The organism is Falsirhodobacter xinxiangensis, assembly GCF_004959935.1.
GTDB lineage: Bacteria > Pseudomonadota > Alphaproteobacteria > Rhodobacterales > Rhodobacteraceae > Falsirhodobacter > Falsirhodobacter xinxiangensis.
The window spans coordinates 60579-79182 of record NZ_SMYN01000013.1; the positions used below are offsets into that span (position 1 = coordinate 60579).

18 protein-coding genes and 1 other annotated feature are annotated in these 18604 nt (G+C 67.1%); of the genes, 3 read left to right on the top strand and 15 right to left on the bottom strand.

Going from position 1 to position 18604, the window contains the following annotated elements; all coding sequences use genetic code 11:
* Positions 1-60 precede the first annotated feature (60 nt).
* Positions 61-735: a glutathione S-transferase family protein gene (locus E2K76_RS14690; protein WP_136685107.1), complete on the top strand. Its 675-nt coding sequence runs from the start codon at positions 61-63 to the stop codon at positions 733-735.
* Here the strand turns inward: E2K76_RS14690 and E2K76_RS14695 are convergent.
* On the bottom strand, positions 732-3203 hold the full coding sequence (locus E2K76_RS14695) for an ABC transporter permease (protein WP_136685108.1): 2472 nt from the start codon (positions 3201-3203) through the stop codon (positions 732-734). The genes E2K76_RS14690 and E2K76_RS14695 overlap by 4 nt on opposite strands.
* Positions 3200-3865 (bottom strand): ABC transporter ATP-binding protein, encoded by a 666-nt coding sequence (locus E2K76_RS14700; protein WP_136685109.1) that lies wholly within the window; start codon positions 3863-3865, stop codon positions 3200-3202. Before E2K76_RS14700 ends, E2K76_RS14695 begins: the two co-directional genes overlap by 4 nt.
* Here E2K76_RS14700 and E2K76_RS14705 point away from each other — a divergent pair.
* Positions 3864-4532 (top strand): arylesterase, encoded by a 669-nt coding sequence (locus E2K76_RS14705; RefSeq protein ID WP_136685110.1) that lies wholly within the window; start codon positions 3864-3866, stop codon positions 4530-4532. The two genes, E2K76_RS14700 and E2K76_RS14705, sit on opposite strands and share 2 nt — an antisense overlap.
* On the opposite strand, the gene E2K76_RS14710 is transcribed toward E2K76_RS14705, so the two are convergent.
* The 13 genes from E2K76_RS14710 to E2K76_RS14770 all read right to left on the bottom strand — a co-directional run bounded on the left by E2K76_RS14710 (position 4512) and on the right by E2K76_RS14770 (position 17258).
* The gene (locus E2K76_RS14710; RefSeq protein ID WP_136685111.1) at positions 4512-5969 is read right to left on the bottom strand and encodes a SulP family inorganic anion transporter; all 1458 of its coding nucleotides are present in this window, start codon (positions 5967-5969) and stop codon (positions 4512-4514) included. The genes E2K76_RS14705 and E2K76_RS14710 overlap by 21 nt on opposite strands.
* Before the next feature lie 24 nt (positions 5970-5993).
* Positions 5994-6049: a sequence feature (sul1 is cis-regulatory element that is thought to sense ions involved in sulfur or methionine metabolism; They are found in Alphaproteobacteria), on the bottom strand.
* 80 nt (positions 6050-6129) lie between these two features.
* Positions 6130-7668: an aldehyde dehydrogenase family protein gene (locus tag E2K76_RS14715; RefSeq protein ID WP_136685112.1), complete on the bottom strand. Its 1539-nt coding sequence runs from the start codon at positions 7666-7668 to the stop codon at positions 6130-6132.
* A gap of 1 nt (position 7669) precedes the next feature.
* Positions 7670-8539, bottom strand: coding sequence for an NAD(P)-dependent oxidoreductase (locus tag E2K76_RS14720; protein WP_136685113.1), 870 nt, complete (start codon positions 8537-8539; stop codon positions 7670-7672).
* Between the two features lie 85 nt (positions 8540-8624).
* A complete protein-coding gene (locus E2K76_RS14725; protein WP_220432255.1) occupies positions 8625-9527 on the bottom strand; it encodes a LysR family transcriptional regulator in 903 nt (300 codons plus the stop codon).
* Between the two features lie 35 nt (positions 9528-9562).
* Positions 9563-10708 (bottom strand): M20 aminoacylase family protein, encoded by a 1146-nt coding sequence (locus E2K76_RS14730; protein ID WP_136685115.1) that lies wholly within the window; start codon positions 10706-10708, stop codon positions 9563-9565.
* Positions 10705-11202, bottom strand: coding sequence for a hypothetical protein (locus E2K76_RS20860; protein WP_136685116.1), 498 nt, complete (start codon positions 11200-11202; stop codon positions 10705-10707). The genes E2K76_RS14730 and E2K76_RS20860 overlap by 4 nt, the downstream gene beginning before the upstream one ends.
* 10 nt (positions 11203-11212) lie before the next feature.
* Positions 11213-12019, bottom strand: a complete 807-nt coding sequence (locus E2K76_RS14740) for a DUF3100 domain-containing protein (RefSeq protein WP_136685117.1) — start codon at positions 12017-12019, stop codon at positions 11213-11215.
* A 181-nt stretch (positions 12020-12200) separates the two neighbouring features.
* Positions 12201-13508 carry a xylose isomerase gene (xylA, locus tag E2K76_RS14745; protein ID WP_136685118.1) on the bottom strand — a complete coding sequence of 436 codons (1308 nt, stop codon included), beginning with the start codon at positions 13506-13508 and terminating at the stop codon, positions 12201-12203.
* A 133-nt stretch (positions 13509-13641) separates the two neighbouring features.
* Positions 13642-14187, bottom strand: coding sequence for a TrmH family RNA methyltransferase (locus E2K76_RS14750; protein WP_136685119.1), 546 nt, complete (start codon positions 14185-14187; stop codon positions 13642-13644).
* A 76-nt stretch (positions 14188-14263) separates the two neighbouring features.
* Entirely contained in the window at positions 14264-14848 is a 585-nt protein-coding gene (locus tag E2K76_RS14755) for an SCO family protein (protein ID WP_136685120.1), read from the bottom strand.
* Entirely contained in the window at positions 14848-15339 is a 492-nt protein-coding gene (locus E2K76_RS14760; RefSeq protein WP_136685121.1) for a copper chaperone PCu(A)C, read from the bottom strand. The genes E2K76_RS14755 and E2K76_RS14760 overlap by 1 nt, the downstream gene beginning before the upstream one ends.
* 15 nt (positions 15340-15354) lie before the next feature.
* The gene (locus E2K76_RS14765) at positions 15355-16698 is read right to left on the bottom strand and encodes a PepSY-associated TM helix domain-containing protein (protein ID WP_136685122.1); all 1344 of its coding nucleotides are present in this window, start codon (positions 16696-16698) and stop codon (positions 15355-15357) included.
* Positions 16699-16892: 194 nt separating this feature from the next.
* Positions 16893-17258, bottom strand: a complete 366-nt coding sequence (locus E2K76_RS14770; protein WP_136685123.1) for a hypothetical protein — start codon at positions 17256-17258, stop codon at positions 16893-16895.
* Between the two features lie 105 nt (positions 17259-17363).
* Between E2K76_RS14770 and E2K76_RS14775 the strand changes: the two genes are divergently transcribed.
* On the top strand, positions 17364-18524 hold the full coding sequence (locus E2K76_RS14775) for an aminotransferase class V-fold PLP-dependent enzyme (protein ID WP_136685124.1): 1161 nt from the start codon (positions 17364-17366) through the stop codon (positions 18522-18524).
* The last annotated feature ends 80 nt before the right edge of the window (positions 18525-18604 follow it).

Consider the following 18604-nt stretch of genomic DNA (forward strand, 5'->3'; position numbering starts at 1 on the left):
CATTTGGCGAATGGAAAATCGTGACTATCTGCCTGTCGGATAACCCAAAAGGAACCGCGCATGCTTGACCATCCGATCACACGCCGCTGGCCTGCCTCCGATCCCACCGCGATCCAGCTTTATTCGCTGCCGACCCCGAACGGGCAGAAAGTCTCCATCGCGCTGGAGGAGATGGGCCTGAAATACGAGCCGCACCTTGTCGATTTCGCCACGAACGACCAGTTCAGCCCCGAGTTCCTGTCGCTGAATCCGAACAACAAAATCCCCGCGATCATCGACCCCGAAGGTCCGGTGGCGCTGTTTGAAAGCGGAGCGATCCTGATCTATCTGGCCGAAAAATCGGGCAAGCTGCTGCCGGAGGCGAACCGTTACGAGGTTCTGCAATGGCTGATGTTCCAGATGGGCGGGCTTGGCCCGATGTTCGGCCAGCTTGGCTATTTCCACCATTTCGCGGGGAAAGAGATCGAAGACCCCCGCCCCAAGGAACGCTACCGCGCCGAGGCCGAGCGGCTGCTGAAGGTGCTGGACGGCGCATTGGAAGGGCGTGACTGGATCGCCGGAGACTATTCCATCGCGGATATCGCCATCGGCCCGTGGCTGCGGACCCTGCGCGATTTCTATAAAGGCGCCGAGATCGCGGGTTGGAACGATCTGAAGAACGTCCCGGCCTATCTTGACCGGTTCCTTGCCCGCCCTGCGGTGCAGAAGGGATCGAACATCCCCGCCCGCCCCTAATCCGCGGCGCGCAGCACGCGGGCGGGACGCGCCGACAAGGGCCGCCAGGCAAAGACCATGCCGGCGGCCAGCGTCGCCGCGATCCCGCCCAGCACCACCACCAGCGCCGAAAGCGGCGCAAAGGCGTAGTCGGCCTCCATCACGAAACGCATCACCGCCCAGCCCGCAAGCGCACCGCCGATCACGGCAACCACGCCCGCCGCCGCGCCCATCAGCGCCGACCGCAGCGCGAAGCTGGCAAGGATGCGCCCCCGCGTCGCGCCCAGCACCTTCAGCACCGCCGCCTCCTGCACGCGGGCCTTCTCGCCCGCCGCCGCCGTGCCGATCAGCACGACCACTCCGGTCAGAAGCGTGATCGCCGCCGCCGCGCGGGTTGCCGTGGCGATGGCGCCCAGCGCCTCGGTCACGCGGGCGATGGCGTCGGCCACCCGGATCGCGGTGATGTTGGGATAGGTGCGGCCCAGATCGCGCAGCAGCGCCTCCTCGCCCGACGAATACACGGTCGCGATGGATGTATGCGGCGCACCCGCCAGCGCGGATGGGTTCATCATCATCACGAACCCCATGCCGGCATCGGAAAAATCCACGTTGCGCAGGCTGGTCAACTCCGCCTCGATGTCGCGGCCAAGGATGTTGACGGTGATGCGGTCGCCAAGGTTCAGCCCCATCTCGCCCGCCGCTTCGGCAGAGAAGCTGATCTGCGGCGGGCCGGAGTAATCCGCAGCCCAGCTTTCCCCCGCGACGGTTTCGACCGTCTCGGCAAAACTGACACCCCGATCGCCACGCAGCGCCCAGTGATCGCCCGCGACCTCGCGTGCGGGCTGGCCGTTGATGCGCGTCAGAACGCCGCGCAGCATCGGTGCGTTTTCCACCCGGCTAACCGCCGGATCGTTCCCGACGCGATCGAGGAACCCCTGAAGCTGGTCCGTCTGGATATCGACGAAGAAATAGGATGGCGCGCGTTCCGGCAGGTCGCGGTCGATGGCGCTGCGCAGGTTGGCGTCGATCTGGCCGATGGCGGCCAGCACCGTCAGGCCAAGGCCCAGCGACAGGATCACCGACCGCGCCTCGCCGCCCGTTCCCACGGCCCCCACGGCCAGCCGCATCACAGCGCCCTTCGCCCGCCTTGCGCCGCGCTGGGCCAGCCCGCGCACCCCGCGCGCGGCCAGCGCCAGAAGCGCCAGCGCCCCCGCGATGCCCGCCGCTGTGCCAAGCGCCAGATCCGGGATGCCCGAGAACCACACCGCCCCGCCCACCAGCAGAACCAGCAACCCCGCGATGCCAAAGGCGTAACCGCGCGGCACACGACCCTCGGCACCCCGATACAGCGCCGCCGCCCGAAGCTGGGACGAACGTGCCAGCGGCCACAGTGTGAACAGCGCCGCGGTGGTCAGGCCATAGAACCCCGCCTCCAGCAGCGGCAGGGGATAGAGCCCGAAATGCACCTCGAACGGCAGGGACGCGGCGATCCAGCGCCCCGCGATCATCGGCAGCAGCACCCCCGCCGCAAGCCCGGCGCCGACGCCCATCACCGCCAGCGCCCCGATCTGCATGGCATAGGTCGCCAGCACCAGCCGCCCCGAGGCGCCCAGCGTGCGCAGCGTGGCGATGGTCGCCGTCTTGCGCTCCAGATAAGCCGCGACGGCCGATTGGATGCCGATCCCGCCCACGGCCAGCCCTGCCAGCCCGACCAGCACCAGAAACGACCCCATCCGGTCCACGAACCTTTCGACCGAGGGCGAGGGACGGCGGCTGTCACGCCAGCGCATGCCGGATTCGGAAAACTCCGCCTCGGCCCGCGCCCGCACGGCATCGGGGTTCGCGCCGGGTCGAAGCATCAGCCGGTAATCGCTGTCGAACACCGTGCCCGGCGACAACAGCCCCGACCCGCGCAGCCCGTCCAGCGAGACCACCGTGCGCGGGGCCAGCGCGAACCCGGCCGAGGCGCTGTCAGGCTCGCGCAGAAGCAGCGCGGTCAGGCGGAACTGCCGCTCGCCCAAGGTGAACAGATCGCCCACCGCCAGATCCAGCCGGGCGGCCAGCGACGGGTCCATCACCGCCCCCGGCAGATCGCCCGCCGCCAGCGCCTGTTCCACCGGAATCGCCGGGTCCAGCAGCGGCGCACCGACCAGAGGCCAAGCGCCGTCCACCCCCCGCACCTGCGTCAGAAGCCGCTGATCGCCCGCCACGACCATCGACCGGAAATCGACGGTTTCCGACAGCGCGGTCGCCTCACCCTCCATGAAGGCCCGCTCCTCGGGCGAGGCGAGGCGATAGGTGAAGCTCATCTCGGCATCGCCGCCCAGAAGCACCGCGCCCTGATCGGCCAGCCCGCGTTCGATGGCGGCACGAACCGACCCGATGGCCGCAATCGCCGCGACCCCAAGCGCGAGGCACAAAAGAAACACGCGAAACCCGCCGATGCCGCCCCGAAGCTCGCGCGCAGCGATCCGCCACGCCAGCTTCATGCGTCCACCCGCCCGTCGGCCAGCCGCACCACGCGGTCGCATCGCGCCGCCAGTTCCGGCGCGTGCGTCACCAGAACCAAGGTCGCACCCAGATCGCGCAGCCCGAACAGCAGATCCATGATCGACGCGCCCGTTGCACCGTCAAGGTTTCCCGTCGGCTCGTCCGCCAGCAGGATGCCGGGCCGCGTCACCCATGCGCGGGCCAAGGCCACGCGCTGCTGCTCGCCCCCGGACATCTGGCGCGGGTAATGCCCCGCCCGGTGCGAGAGCCCGACCGAGGCCAGCTCCGCATCCGCCCGTTCGCCCGCATCCGGCTCGCCCGCCAGTTCCAGCGCCAGCGCGACGTTTTCGCGCGCCGTCATCGTCGGGATCAGGTGGAAAGACTGGAACACCACGCCCATATTGCCACGGCGGAAGCGTGCAAGCCCGTCCTCGTCCATCGCGGACAGGTCCTGGCCCAAGGCGCGCACCGTGCCGGAGCTTGCCCGCTCCAGCCCGCCCATCAGCATCAGGAGCGAGGACTTGCCCGACCCCGAAGGACCGACCAGCCCAAGGCTCTCCCCCCGCGATACGGTCAGGTCGATCCCGCGCAATATCTCCACCGGGCCGGCATTGCCCTCCAGCACCAGTTTCGCCTCGCGCAATTCAAGGACCGCCGACATGCACCTCTCCACTCTGTTCCGCCTTGGTTGTAAGCCCTTGGCCTGCCTTCGCAACCTTGCGGCGGCGCTTTGCCTCACCGCCGCGCCGGTCTTTGCCGATCAGATGACGGTGGTGGCGCTGGGCGACAGCCTGACCCAAGGATACGGTCTGCCAGATGGGGCGGGTTTCGTGCCGGTTCTGCAAGGGTGGCTGGCCGAAAACGGCGCGGATGTCACGATCGTGAACGCCGGTGTGTCCGGCGACACCACGGCGGGCGGTCTTGCGCGCACCGATTGGGCATTGGTGCCCGAAACGGATGCGCTGATCGTGAACCTTGGCGGCAACGATCTGCTGCGCGGATTGGACCCCGCGCAGGCGCATGCCAATCTGGACGGGATATTGGACAAGGCGGATGCGCGGGGGCTGCCGGTGCTGCTTCTGGGCCTTCGGACGCCCGCGAATTACGGCCCGCAGTATCAGGCCGATTTCGACGCGATCTATCCGTCTGTGGCAGAAGAACACGGCGCGATCCTGCTGCCGGACTACCTTGGGCCGGTCACCGATGGCGACCGTCTGGATCGGCGATACATGCAGGATGACGGCATCCACCCCAACGCAGAGGGGGTGGAGCGTCTGGTCGAAGCCGTCGGCCCCGCGGTGCTGGAGCTACTTCGCCGCGTCGACTGACGGGCCAAGCCGGTCCACCAGCGTCTGCGTCGCGCGGTTCATGCCGGTCACCTCGACCTCGGTCCCGCCGCGCCGCAGCCGCGCCACCACCTGCTTCAGCGCCGCGACCGAGGATATGTCCCAGATATGCGCGCGCGTCAGGTCGATCACCACGCGCGCAGGGCGTTCGTGGAAATCGAACGCCCGCATGAACGTCTCTGCCGAGGCGAAGAACATCTGCCCCTCGAACCGGTAATGACGCACGCCGTCCTCCAGCACGCTGTCCACCGTGAACAGGTGCGAGATCTTCCACGCAAAGAACACGCCCGAAAGGAACACCCCCGCCAGCGTGCCGATGGCAAGGTTGTGCGTCCAGACCACGATCCCCATCGTCGCCAGCATCACGATGGACGAACTGACCGGAATACGCCGGATGTTCAGGATCGAACCCCAGTCGAACGTCCCCGCCGCGATCACCAGCATCACCGCGACCAGCGCCGCCATCGGAATCTGCGCGACCCACGGGCCAAGGAAGACGCAGAAGACCAGCACCATCACCCCGGCAAAGAAGCACGAAAGCCGCCCCCGCCCGCCGGATTTGATGTTGATCAGCGACTGGCCGATGACCGCGCAGCCCGCCATCCCTCCGATGAAGCCGGACGTCATGTTCGCCAGCCCCTGCCCCACGCATTCGCGGTCGCGGCTGGTCACGGTCTCGGTCATGTCATCCAGCAGGTTCTGCGTCAGCAGCGATTCCAGCAGCCCAACGATGGCGATGGCCGCCGAATAGGGCAGGATGATCTTCAGCGTCTCGAACGTGAGAGGGATGTCCGGCAGCAGGAACATCGGCAGCGTGTCCGGAAGCGCACCCTTGTCGCCCACCGTCCGCAGGTCGAGCCCAAGTGCCTGCGCGCCCAACGTCAGCACCAGCACGCAGATCAGCGGCGCCGGAATGGCCGTGGTGATGCGCGGGAACAGCAGGATGATCGCCACCCCCACCGCCACCACCGGATATGTCAGCGGCGCAACGCCCCAAAGCTCGGGCAGTTGCGACAACGTCATCAGGATCGCCAGCGAGTTCACGAAGCCGGTCATCACCGAGCGCGAGACGAACCGCATCATCCGCCCCAGCCGTGCCGCGCCGATGCCGATCTGGATCACCCCGGCAAGGATCGACGCCGCCAGCAGGTATTGCAGCCCGTGATCGCGCACCAGCGTGACCATCAGCACCGCCGTCGCCGCGGTCGAGGCCGAGATCATCGCCGGCCGCCCCCCCGCGATGGCCGTCACCACCGCGATGGCGAAGGACGCATAAAGACCCACCTTCGGGTCCACCCCAGCGATAAGGGAAAAGGCAATCGCCTCGGGGATCAGCGCCAGCGCGACGACCACGCCCGCAAGCAGATCGCCCCGCACGTTACCCGTCCACTGACGGGCATAGCTTGTTGAAGGTATCATATGGAAAGCCCCGGCATTCGGGTCGATGGTCCGGCGGATCGGCGGCCGGAAGAGCCACGCGGGATCGCACCGCGTCCTGATTGCTGCCCTACGCATAGAACGCCATGCGCTGCCGTGGCAAGAGGCTCTCTCCCCCAAGGTCGGGGGAGAGAGCGACGTTTCAGCCCGGGGCGTAGCCGAAGGCGACCGGCGGGTTTTCCGCCGTCTCGACCCAGACGCTCTTGGTCTGGGTATAGGCCATCAGCGCCTCGGCCCCCGAGGACCGGCCATAGCCCGACCGCCCGAAGCCGCCGAAGGGCGAGCAGACGTTGATCGTCTTGTAGGAGTTCACCCAGAACGTCCCCGCGCGGACGGCTGCCGCCATCCGGTGCGCGCGGCCCACATCGGCGGTCCAGACCGCCCCGGCAAGGCCGTATGGGTTGTCATTGGCCAAGGCGATGGCCTCGGCCTCGGTCTCGAAGGTCAGGACCGACACGACGGGGCCGAAGATTTCTTCGCGCGCGACGGACATATCGGGGGTGACGTCATCAAGGATCGTCGGCGCGTAATAGAAGCCGCCCGTTGCATCCAGCGCCTTGGGTCGGGCGCCGCCTGCTGCGATCCGGGCGCCTTCGGCCACGCCAGCCTCGACCATCTGGCCGATCTTTTCCCATTGGCGGCGGTTGTTGATCGGGCCGACATGGGTGGCCTCGTCAAAGGGATGGCCGATGGCGATCCGGTTCGCCGCCTCGGCATAGGCCGAAACGAAACGGTCGCGCACCGAGGCATGGACCAGCAGACGCGAGCCCGCGACGCAGCTTTGCCCCGCGCCCGCAAAGATCGCGGCCTGCGCGCCGATGATCGCGCGGTCGATGTCCGCATCCGGGAACACGATATTCGCCGACTTGCCGCCCAGTTCCAGAACGCAAGGGACCGTGTTCTTCGCCGCCGCCGCCGCGATGGCCGACCCCGCCTGCGCCGATCCGACGAAGACAACAAGCCCGGTCTTCGGATGCGTGACGCCCGCCTGACCCGCCGTCGGCCCTGCCCCGGCGATGACGTTGACCAGCCCGCGCGGCGCGCCGCCCAGCTCGCACATCCGGCCAAGGATCAGCGTGGACAGCGGAGTCAGTTCCGACGGTTTGATGACGACGCCGTTCCCGGCGCAGATGGCCGGGGCGATCTGCCAGCCGCCGGTGAACAGCGGCGCGTTCCACGGGGTGATCTGCATCACGACACCGATCGGTTCCTGCCTTGTGTAATTGAAGTGGCTGGACGGAACCGGAATGGTGTTGCCGTAAATCTTGTCGCACCAGCCCGCGTAATATTCGAACATCTCGGCCACGCGCAGCGCCTCGCCGCGGATATCGCGGATCGGGCGGCCTGCGGAGCGGCTTTCGATTTCGGCGATGATCGGGGCATGGGCGCGGATCTGGCCCGCGATGGCCCACATGATGCGGCCCCGCTGGGCGGCAGGCATCGCGATCCATTCGCGCTGCGCGGCCTCGGCGGCGTCCATGGCGGCGTCGATCTGCGCGGCACCCGCATCGGCAAAGCTGGCGAAGACCTGCCCCGAGGCGGGGTCCGTCAGATCCAGCGTGGCGCCCGACCCGGCCACGATCTCGCCCCCGATGAAGCTGCCGATCTCTGCGCCCGGGAAGATGTCGCGGTAAAGCTCAAGAATGCGTGCGGATTGCGCCTCGGCGTCGATGGTCAGCATGTCAGTGTCCTTTCCTGCGGAAATCGCCCATACGGGTAAAATCCTCGGCGGGTCCGAAGGGAGCGTCCGCCCAAAGCTGCGCCGCCTTTTCCGTCAGCGGTATGTCGGTTCCGGTATCCTTGGCCAGCTTGCGCGCCAGCCGCACGTCCTTCTGCATCAGCGCCATGGTGAAGCCGCTGTCGAAGCCTTCGTTCATTACCCAGGTCGGGAAATGCACCTCGGACAGCATCGACCGCCCAGATGCCGCGTTCAGCACGTTCAGCGTGGACTGGGCGGAAATGCCCGCCGCTTCGGCCAGACGCAGCCCTTCGGCGGTGGTGACCATATGCGCGGCGCACAGCAGGTTGTTGACCAGTTTCGCCACATTGCCCGCGCCGGATTCGCCCACATGGATCGCCTTGGCCGACAGCGCGTCGATCACCGGCTGCGCATCGGCCAGATCCTCGGGCGTGCCGCCGATCATCATGGTCAGCGCACCCTTCGCCGCCCCTGCCGGACCACCCGAAACCGGCGCGTCCAGAAACCCGTGCCCCATCGCCGCCAGCCGTTCCGCCAGCGCCCGCGTCACCTGCGGCTCGGACGTCGAGGTGTCGATGATGACGACGCGCGCGCGGCCCTCCAGCGCGGTGGCCATCCGTTCGACCACCCCGGCCACGTCCTGCGCCGTGGGCAGCGAGAAGACGATACGGTCGGCGGCAAAAACCTCGTCCAGCGTCGCGACCGGCTCCACCCCCGCCTCGCGCGCCAGATCGGCCCGGGCGGGCGTGAGGTCATAGCCCAGCGTGCGGAACCCCGCGCGGGCGGCGGATGCAGCCATGCCCAGTCCCATCGCGCCCAGTCCGACGACGCCCACCGTGATATCTTTTGTCATTGCGTTCCTTCCTGTCGATCCCTTCAGGATCATCCACGCCTTTGCCCGGTGCTAGCGGGCATGCGGGGAACGTCGCGTTGCGCTGTCAGCAACGCGGCGCGAAACTGGCCATCGCGCCTTCCAGATGCCGCGCCAACTGCTCGACCGAGGCGGGAAGCCTGCGCCGCGCCCGCACCATCAGATGCGCCGACGCGCCCGACAGGGCGCCATCGGCCAGCTCGCGCAGTTCGACCGCCTCCTCCATCGCGACCGAGGCGCGGGGCAGAAAGGCCAGCCCCAGCCCCGCCGTCACGAACCGCCGCAGCGCGTCGATGGAGGTCGTCATCAGCCGTGCCCGAAGCGCGATCCCGCCATCGGCGGCCACGCGCATCAGCAGGTCGGTCGTGCCATGCCCCTTGGGCAGAAGCGCCGCGGGATAGGGGGCGCAATCGGCCAGCCGCACCACCTTCATCGCCGCCAGCGGATGGCCGGGCGGCATCACCACGCAAAGCGGATGGCGGGCCGAGGCGATCGAACGCACCGCCCCCGTTGCCGGCGGGTTATAGGCGATGCCGATGTCGCTTTCGCCGTTCGCCAGCGCCGCCACGACGGCATCCGTCGATCCGACCAGCAGCTCGTATCGCACATGCGGGCTGCGTTCCAGAAAGCCGCCAAGACCGTTCTGCATGAAATCGGCAAGGAAGCCTTCGCCGCAATGGATGCGGACGTTGCGCTGCTGGATGCCGCGCAGGTCGGCAAGCTGTTCGGTCAGGTATCCCGCTTCCTCGACCACGTGGCGCATGTGTTCCAGCACCAGCCGCCCCGCATCGGTCAGGCTGACCCCGCGCGATGTGCGGTCCAGAAGCGCGACGCCGATCTGGCTTTCCATTTCCGCGATCTGGCGCGACACGGCAGAGGGCGCGACCCCCAGGTGATCCGCCGCCGCACGGATCGAGCCGTGGCGATGCACGGCCAGATAGATGCGGATGTCGCGGCGGTCGAAGGTCATCATCGCCTCACGATGAGCGCCCCCGGCAGACCCTGTCAAGCGCCGCCCAGTTCGGCCTGCGCCAGCCGGACCCAGAAGGCGGCGGCGGGTCCGAGGATGGCGTCGTTGAAGTCGAACCGCGGCGAATGGAGGCCGGGATTGGTGCCCTCCTTGGCTGCGCCCACCCAGAAATAGCAGCCCGGCACATGGTCCAGCATGAAGGCGAAATCCTCGGCTGCCATGCTGGGATCGGTGTCCACCACCTCCAGCCCCGCCTCGGCGCCAAGACGGCGCACGATCGCGGCGTTCTCCGGCGTGTTCAGCGTGGACGGATAGCGCCGCTCGTATCGCAGATCCGCCGTGCAGTCGAAAGCGGCGGCGACGGAGGTGACGATGGCGCCCATCCGCGCCTCGATCAGGTCGCCGATCTCGGGGTCGAACCAACGGGTCGTGCCGCGGATCACCGCCGTCTCGGGCAGCACGTTCCACGCATCGCCGCCATGAACCTGCGTGACCGACACGACCGAGGACCGCAGCGGGCTGACATTGCGCGCCGCGATGGATTGCAGCGCGGTGACGATATGCGAGGCCGCCAGAAGCGTGTCGGCCCCTTCGTGCGGCATCGCGCCATGCGCACCGCGCCCGGTCAGCGCGACCTCGAACGTGCCGAAGGCGGCCATCATCTCTCGGTCGCGGGCGACCAGCGTTCCCGGCGGCAATCCGGGCCAGTTGTGCATGGCATAGATGGCATCGACCGGGAACCGGGTGAACAGCCCGTCGGCGACCATCTCGCGACCGCCGCCCTCGTTTTCTTCGGCGGGTTGGAAGATGAACCGCAAGGTTCCGTCGAACTCCGCCCCGGCCAGCGCGCGCGCAGCGGCGAGCGCAACGGCGATATGCCCGTCATGCCCGCAGGAATGCGCACGCCCCGGCTGCTGCGAGGACCATTCGACCCCCGAAGCCTCGGTGATCGGCAGCGCGTCGATATCGGCGCGGATGCCGATGGCGCGGTTGCCCGTGCCCTTGGTCATCGACCCGACGACCCCGGTGCGGCCCACGCCCGTCGCCACGTCATAACCCCATTCGCCCAGCTTCGCGGCGATGAAGGCGGCGGTGTCATGTTCGGCAAATCCAAGTTCCGGGTTGCGATGGATCTGCCGCCGCCACGCGACCGCCTCGGCGATATGGGGCGCGGGGATCACGAGAACAGCCGCAGCGTCAGATCGGCGATGACGACCGAGCCGAGATAGGTGCCAAGCATGACGCAGATGGCGACGATCACGATCTTCCAGCCGGACTTGCGCGCGATGGCGAACTCCTTGGCCGACAGGGCAAGCCCGCCATAGGCCAGCGCCGGGGTTGCCAGCGACAGGAAGTTGATCTTCGTCGCCTGTTCGACCACCCATGCCGATCCGGGGAAACCGGGGATGGTGATGACGATCGCGAACAGCGACACCCACGCGACCGAGGGCAGCGCCAGCGGCACGAAACGCGCCATCAGCAGCCCTGCCACGGAACAGGCGAACAGGATCGCCATGCCGGGAAACGCCTCCAGCGCGCCGACGCCGGTCGCGACATAGTTGGCGATGGTTCCGATCACGCAGGCGATCAGCAAGAGCAGCGCGGTTTCGCCCACATTGGCCTTGCGCTCGTCGACGCTCTCGATCTCGAGGGTCAGGTTTTCGGTGTTTGCCATGATCGTCCCCTCAATACAGTTCCGGCCGCGCCTTGCGGAACAGCCATTGCGTCAGCGGCAGGGCGATGAACAGCCCGACATACAGCCCCGTGGCATAGGTCAGCACGTTCGATGCGCCAGCAAGGCCAAGGATCAGGTCCTTCTGCTCGGGCACCGCAGTGGTCAGCGCGCCGGTGCAGGCCGCCAGCATCGAGCCGGACCCCACGCCGCAGGACATGGCCAGCGCGCGGATGTCGAACATGCCCGTCGCATGGATCAGCGTCGGCATGATGGCGAAGATGAACGTCCCGATTAGCGTGCCGGTGGCATAGACACCCATGACGCCCGCGCCTTCCGGCGAATCCAGCCCGTATTTTTCCGCGATCAGCGCAAGGTTCGGCTCGCGGTCGATGGAATAGACCGCGCCGACCGTCTCGCGCCCCATGCCCAGCAGATAAACCGCGACCGGGAAGGCGATGACGATGGTGCCGAGGTTGCCGATCTCTTGCAGGATCAGCGCAGGACCGGCTTCGATGATCGCGTCGATCTGCGGGCCGACCGTGGTGCCGAATTTCGCAACGAAGGGCGTGATCGCGATGGTGATCATGCCGCCCGCGAATTTCTGCACGCGGGGCGTCAGGTATCGTTGCGTCGCACGGGTGATGTTGGGGTTGATCGCAATGCCCATCGCGAATGCGTAAAGCATCGGCAGAAGAACGATCGCGGCGATGCCGATCGGGATACGCAGCACGCCGATCGCTTCGGCGACGATGACGATGGCAAGCACGATGCCATGCAGCACGAACGTATCCGCGCCAAGGGCCCGGGATTTGGGCATCCGTTTCCTCCTGTTGGGGGTCTGTCTTTTTTGGCCGATTATGAAATCTGCGTGACGACAGGGACAGTGCGATTAGTGGAACGAGGCGTTGCCTGTAGCGCAACGCCAAGGAGGTTGCAAAACGAAATCCCCGCGCTATGGCGGGGATCGGGTCGTGTCGTCCGGAAGGTAAATCCTGCCGTCAGCCCAGAACGCGGTTCCAGATATTTTCCAGCCGCTCCTGCCGCCCGGATCGGGGCCGGGGATTGATGTCGCCCTGCAGCACCCGGTCCGCCACGTCCTCCAGCGTCGATCCCAGCATCGCCTGCGCCTCTGGCGTCTCCCACCCGGCATAGCGGGCGCGGCGGGCGTCTTCCAGCGCGCCGTCCTCGATCATCCGCGCCGCCGCCTTCAGACCCTGGGCGCAGACGTCCATCGCCCCCACATGGGCAAGGATCAGATCCTCGGGGTCGAGGCTCTGTCGCCGCACCTTGGCGTCGAAATTCGTGCCGCCCGTGGTGAAGCCGCCCGCGCGCAGCACCTCGTAATAGGCCAGCGCCACCTCGGGGACGTTGTTGGGGAACTGGTCGGTGTCCCAGCCAGTCTGGTAATCGTTGCGGTTCATGTCGATGGACCCCAAGACGCCAAGCGCCGCCGCCGTCGCCAGCTCATGCTCGAAACTGTGACCTGCCAGGATAGCGTGGCCCTGTTCGAGGTTCAGCTTCACCTCCTTCTCCAGCCCGTATTTCTGCAGGAAGCCGAAGCAGGTCGCAGCATCGTAATCGTATTGGTGCTTGGACGGCTCCTGCGGTTTCGGCTCGACCAGGATCGTGCCCTTGAAGCCGATCTTGTGCTTGTAATCGACCACCATCGACAGGAAGCGGCCCATATGGTCCAGCTCCTGCTTCATGTCGGTGTTCAGCAGCGTCTCATACCCCTCGCGCCCGCCCCAGAGGACGTAATTTGCCCCGTCCAGCTTCTGCGTCGCGTCCATGCAGGATTTCACCGTGGCGGCGGCAAAGGCGAAGACGTCGGGATCGGGATTCGTGGCGGCGCCCGACATCCAGCGGCGGTGGCTGAACATGTTGGCGGTGCCCCAGAGGCAGCGCACCCCGGTCTCCGCCTGCTTTTCGGCCATGTAATCGGTGATCTCCTCCAGCGTCCGCAGGTTTCCGGCGAAGCTGCCCTGATCGGGGCGGATGTCGGCATCGTGCCAGCAATAGAAGGGAACGTTCAGGATCTCATACATCCGGAACGCGGTGTCGGCCTTCATCTTGGCGCGGCTCATGTCGTCCTGCGGGTGCCAGGGACGCTCGAACGTCTGGCCGCCGAAGGGATCGCCGCCCTCCCATGCAAAGCTGTGCCACCACGCGACGGCAAAACGCAGATGATCCTTCAGCGGCTTGCCCAGCACCACCTCGTCCGGGTTGTAATGGCGAAAGGCGAAGTCGTTCGTGCTGTCCGGGCCTTCGTAGCGAACCTGCGGAATGCCTGCGAAAAAATCGGTCATCTTGTCTCCTCTTGCCATGTGCTGGATCGGCGCCCGCGTGCCGCGAGGCGTCCTCTTCCCGATCCGGCGGCAGGATGCGCGGCGACACGCGGCCCGTCCAGTCTTTCGTGAGCGCTAACGGGATTTCCCGAGGTCAGGGGGCGAGCCCACCCCGTTTGCGTTCCGCCGCCCGCGCCCTTGCCGCCGCGGCCTCGCGGGCATGCGTCATCCCAAGGTGTTCCTTCAACATCCGGTCATACAGCACGACGTTCACCGAAGCGGCCAGGTTCATGCAGTCATTCGTCGGGATCTGCACCACATGCTGCGCGCGGCTGGTATGGGCGATGCCAAGCGATCCATCCTCCGGCCCGAAAAGATACAGGGCACGAGGCGGGTGGATGAAGCTGCGCAGATCCTCGGCCCCGTCGATCAGATCGATGACCACGATCTGCGTGCCGAAGGGGCGATGGGCCAGAAGATCGTCGACCATATAGACGGGCATCGACAGCTGCGTGTCGAAGGTGTTGGCGGCGCTGCGGATATCCTCGGTCCGCCCACCCTCGATCGATACGAAGCTGGCGCGGTGGTTGTCCGCCGCGCGCAGGACCTGCCCGATGTTGTGGCTGTGCTTGGGACGATACAGCCCGACCCCGACGAAACCGCGGTCCGAACGGTCGGTCCTTGAGGGCCGGGGTGCCATGTCGTTTCCTTCTGGTGACGCTGACCTTCAGTATCGCGCCCGCTCCGCATCGGCAATCCGGACGCGCGCCCCCGGATCAGCCTGCGTCCATCGCGCGGCGCAGCTTGGCCACCGCGCTGGCCGGGTCCTCCTGATAGGAGATCGCATCGACGAAATCCCCGCCCCGGTCGAACAGCAGCACCTTGGACGTGTGCGCCATGGTGTAATCGCCGTCCTCCAGCCATTCCTTCTGCGAGGCGGCGGCGAAGGCTTTCTCGGTGCGGCGGATCTGGTCCTCGGGACCGGAGACACCCACTGCCCCCGGCAACCACGAGACATATTGGTCCAGCAGCGCCAGCGTGTCGCGCTCGGGATCGACGGTGATGAAGAACACCCGCAGGTCGGCAGCCTCGGCCCCCAGCTCGTCCTGCCACAGGCTGATATCGCCCAGCGTTGTCGGGCAGATGTCGGGGCAATGAGTGAAGCCGAAGAACACTGCCGACGGCGCGCCTTCCAGCGTCGTCTGGGTGAAAGGCTCGTTCGCGGTGGTCGTCAGCGCGTAATCGCCGCGGCCCATCACGAAGCCCTCGCGGGCAAAGATGGGCAGAACGAACATCCAGACCACGGCGATGATCGCGGCGGCGAAGACCGCGCCGATGGCGGTTTTGATCGCGGGAGCCATCAGTGCGAATGCCCGCCATGATCGGCAGGGGCCGTCCGCCCGCTGCCGTCATCGTCGAAGCTGCGCGCGTTGATCGGGCCGACGATGAAGGGGACGTCGATATCGCCCGCCTTCTCGAAGGTCAGCGTCACAGTGACCGTGTCGCCCTGGACGAGGCCCCTGTTCAGCCGCATGAACATCAGATGGTTGCTGCCGGTGGACAGATGCACCTCCTGCCCTGCCGGGATCGCGACCCCATCCGGCAATTCGCGCATCCGCATCACGTCGCCCGAATGGGTCATCTCGTGGATCTGCGCCTCGCCCGCGAAATCGGCGCGAGCGCCGGTCAGGCGGTCGTCGCGGTCGCCGTGGTTCGCAACGGTCAGATACCCGCCCGCGACGGGGGCATTGGGCAGGGTCGCGCGGGCAAAAGCCTCGCGCACTTCGATATCCTGCGCCACGGACGGCAGGGCCACGAGCGACAGCGCAACGGCAGCGAATATGGTCTTCATCGGATTTCCTTTGATTCAGGCCGTCCGCAGACGGCGGGTCGCTGTCAGGCCAAGCTCGATCGCGGCGATCGCCAGCATCGAAAACCCCACGAGCGGAAAGAAGATGCCCAGCAGCACCGCGATGATCAGGATGCCGCGGGGAATGGTCCAATCGGCGGGAACCGCAGGCGCGCCCAGCGATCCGGCAGGCCGACGTTTCCACCAGATCACCGCACCCGAGACGCACATCAGCACCATCGCGGCGCAGGCGATCAGCAGCACGATCTGGTTTGCCAGCCCGAAGGCCTGCCCCATGTGGATGCTGACCCCCCATTCCGCCAGACGGCCCAGCGTGCCAAGGCCGGACAGGTCCATGTCGAACAGCACCTCGCCGGAATACTGGTCCAGATGGATCACCCGTTCCTGCGCGATGTCGTCGGGATAGACCGAGGCCGTGAACACCCCCGTCGCATCGCCCGGAATGGCCAGATCGTAACCGGGGTGGATGCCAAGCGCCTCGACCTTGCGGACGACGTCGTCCAGCGCGGCGGGGATGCCGCCAGTGGGTTGGGACATCGGCATCGGCTGATGCTCGGCGATCCACGGGGCGCGGTCCAGCGCCTCGGCCATCGGCACGGTCGAAAGCGGCACGTCGTTCCAATACCCGTCCGGCATCCCCAGACCTGCGGCATAGGACAGATCATAGAACTGCTTGCCCCAGACCCCGGACCACGGCAGCCCCGTCATCGCCAGAAATACGATGAAGCCGGCGACATAGATGCCCGTCGCGGCATGCAGATCCCGCCACCATGGCCGACCCTTGGCCCCCTTGCGCGGTCGGAAGGTGCCGACATTGCGCCCGCGCGGCAGCCAGAGGTAGATGCCGGTGGCGACCAGCAGCACCATCCAGCCCGCCACCGCCTCGATGATGCGGTTGCCGATCCAGCCGGCATATTCAAGGCTGTGCAGCTTTCGCACCACCCACATCGCGGTCGATCCGGAAACACCGCTGTCCCATGCCGTGCCGATCACCACCCCGGTATAGGGATCGACATAGACGGTGTCCTTCAGCCCATCCTCGCCGGCGATCTTGACCTGCGCCGCCCTGTCCCGGGTGGCGGGCGGGGAATAGCCGCGCAGCACCCCGGGATGCATTCCAAGCGCGGCGGCCGTGATCGCCGACGGGGGCAGCGCCGGAACCTCCTGCGCGGGGACAAGGCGCAGATCGCCATAGGCGGCGTCGTTGATCTCGTCCTTGAAAAGATAGATCGCCCCCGTCACCGCAATCAGGATGACGAAAGGCAGAACGATGAGCCCGGCATAGAAATGCCAGCGCCAGACGGCGCGATAGAGGGCTGAGGATCGGGCGGTGGCTGTCATGTCATGGTCGGTCCCATATGCGCGGACCCATGGGCGCGAAGGGCACCCGGCATCCGTCATGGCATTCGTTGGCGCAAGACTGCGCGCGGCGGGGCACGGCCAAGAGAACGGTTCCGGCAAATTCGGCGGGCCTTCGGGAAGGTTTCGATCGTGCGGATCGCACCGAAGGGAAACCGGGCGCCTGGCGTGCTGCGTCAGGCCAGGAAGGGCGGACCGCGAGGGGGCGTCGCCGGGTCGCGCGGGTGGGCCGCAGCCCGATCCATGCGCGGCAGAACGATGGTCGCGACGATGCGCCGATCCATCTCGATCAAGGTCAGGGCCGCATCCGGCAGGTCCGCGCCCGCCACCAGATGGCACAGCGAACATTCGGCCAGATGCACGTGCTGCGGGCTGTCTTCGTCGCACAGATCGCCCACATCCATGCCCATCAGTTGCAACACCTCCAACGTCCGTTCGGAGGCTTGGGGTGCGGCGCGCGCGAAGCTGCCGCTCGCAAAGGCGAGGGTCAGCAGGGTCAGGAATGCAAGACCCAGAACGCGGAGGGACGGATGTTCACGCACGCCGCATCCTTGCCCGAACTGCCCTGCCCCGGGCAAGGGACAAAAGGTCCCATGGTTGCGCTTGCCCGCAGGCACCGCCATTCTGCCCCCAAAGCGAGGAACCGGATGATCGACCTGCCCAGTATCCGCGACGAGACGCCCGGCGCAAACTGCCGCATCCATCTGAACAATGCCGGTGCGGGATTGATGCCGCGCGCCGTGCTGGACACGATGGTGGACCATCTGCACCGCGAGGCGCAGATCGGCGGATACGAGGCGGCGAACGAGGCTGGCGAGCGTCACCGCGCCGTCTATGCCAGCGTCGCGCGGCTGATCGGGGCCAGCCCAGACGAGATCGCGCTGACTGAAAACGCCACTGCGGCATGGCAGATGGGTTTCTACGCCCAGACCTTCCGCCCGGGCGACCGCATTCTGACGGCGCGCGCGGAATATGCCGCGAACTATGTCGCGCTGCTGCAGGTCGCCGCCCGCAGCGGCGCGGTGGTCGAGGTGATCCCCGACGATGCCCAAGGCGCACTGGACCCCGCGGCGCTGGAGCGGATGATCGACCCGCGCGTGCGGCTGATCGCGATCACCTGGGTTCCCACAAATGGCGGTCTGATCAACCCTGCGGCTGCGGTCGGGCAGATCGCGCGGCGGCACGGCATACCCTATCTTCTGGATGCGTGTCAGGCGGTGGGCCAGATGCGCGTCGATGTCGGGGCGCTTGGCTGCGACATGCTTTCGGCCACGGGGCGGAAGTTCCTGCGCGGGCCGCGCGGCACGGGCTTTCTGTATGTGCGGCGGGCGTTCCTTGAAAACCTGCATCCGGCGATGATCGACCATTTCGGCGCGCCCTGGACCGCCCCGGACCGATATACCCTGCGACCCGATGCCCGCCGGTTCGAGACGTGGGAGAACAACTATGCCGCCCAGCTGGGCCTTGGCGCCGCGGTCGATTATGCGCTGGCGGTGGGGATGGAGGACATCGAAACCCGCTGCCGCCAGTTGTCGGGCCGGTTGCGGACGATGTTGGGGGCCATTCCCGGCGCGACGCTGCACGACCTCGGGGCGGCATCCATCGTCACCTTCTCCATCGCCGGACGCGACCCTGCCGCCGTGAAGGCCCGCCTTGCCGAAGCCGGGATCAACGTCAGCGTCTCGGCCCCGTCCAGCACCTTGCTGGATGCGGTGGCGCGCGGATTGCCGGAGGTCGTCCGCGCCTCGCCGCATTACTACAACACCGAGGCCGAGATCGACGCGCTCGTGGACCACTGCGCGCGATGAGGGGGAGGTTCTTCTCGGGCAGAGGGTGGAGACAGGCCTGTCGTTCTCGGCGGCATGCGGCGTTTGGAATGGCCGCATGG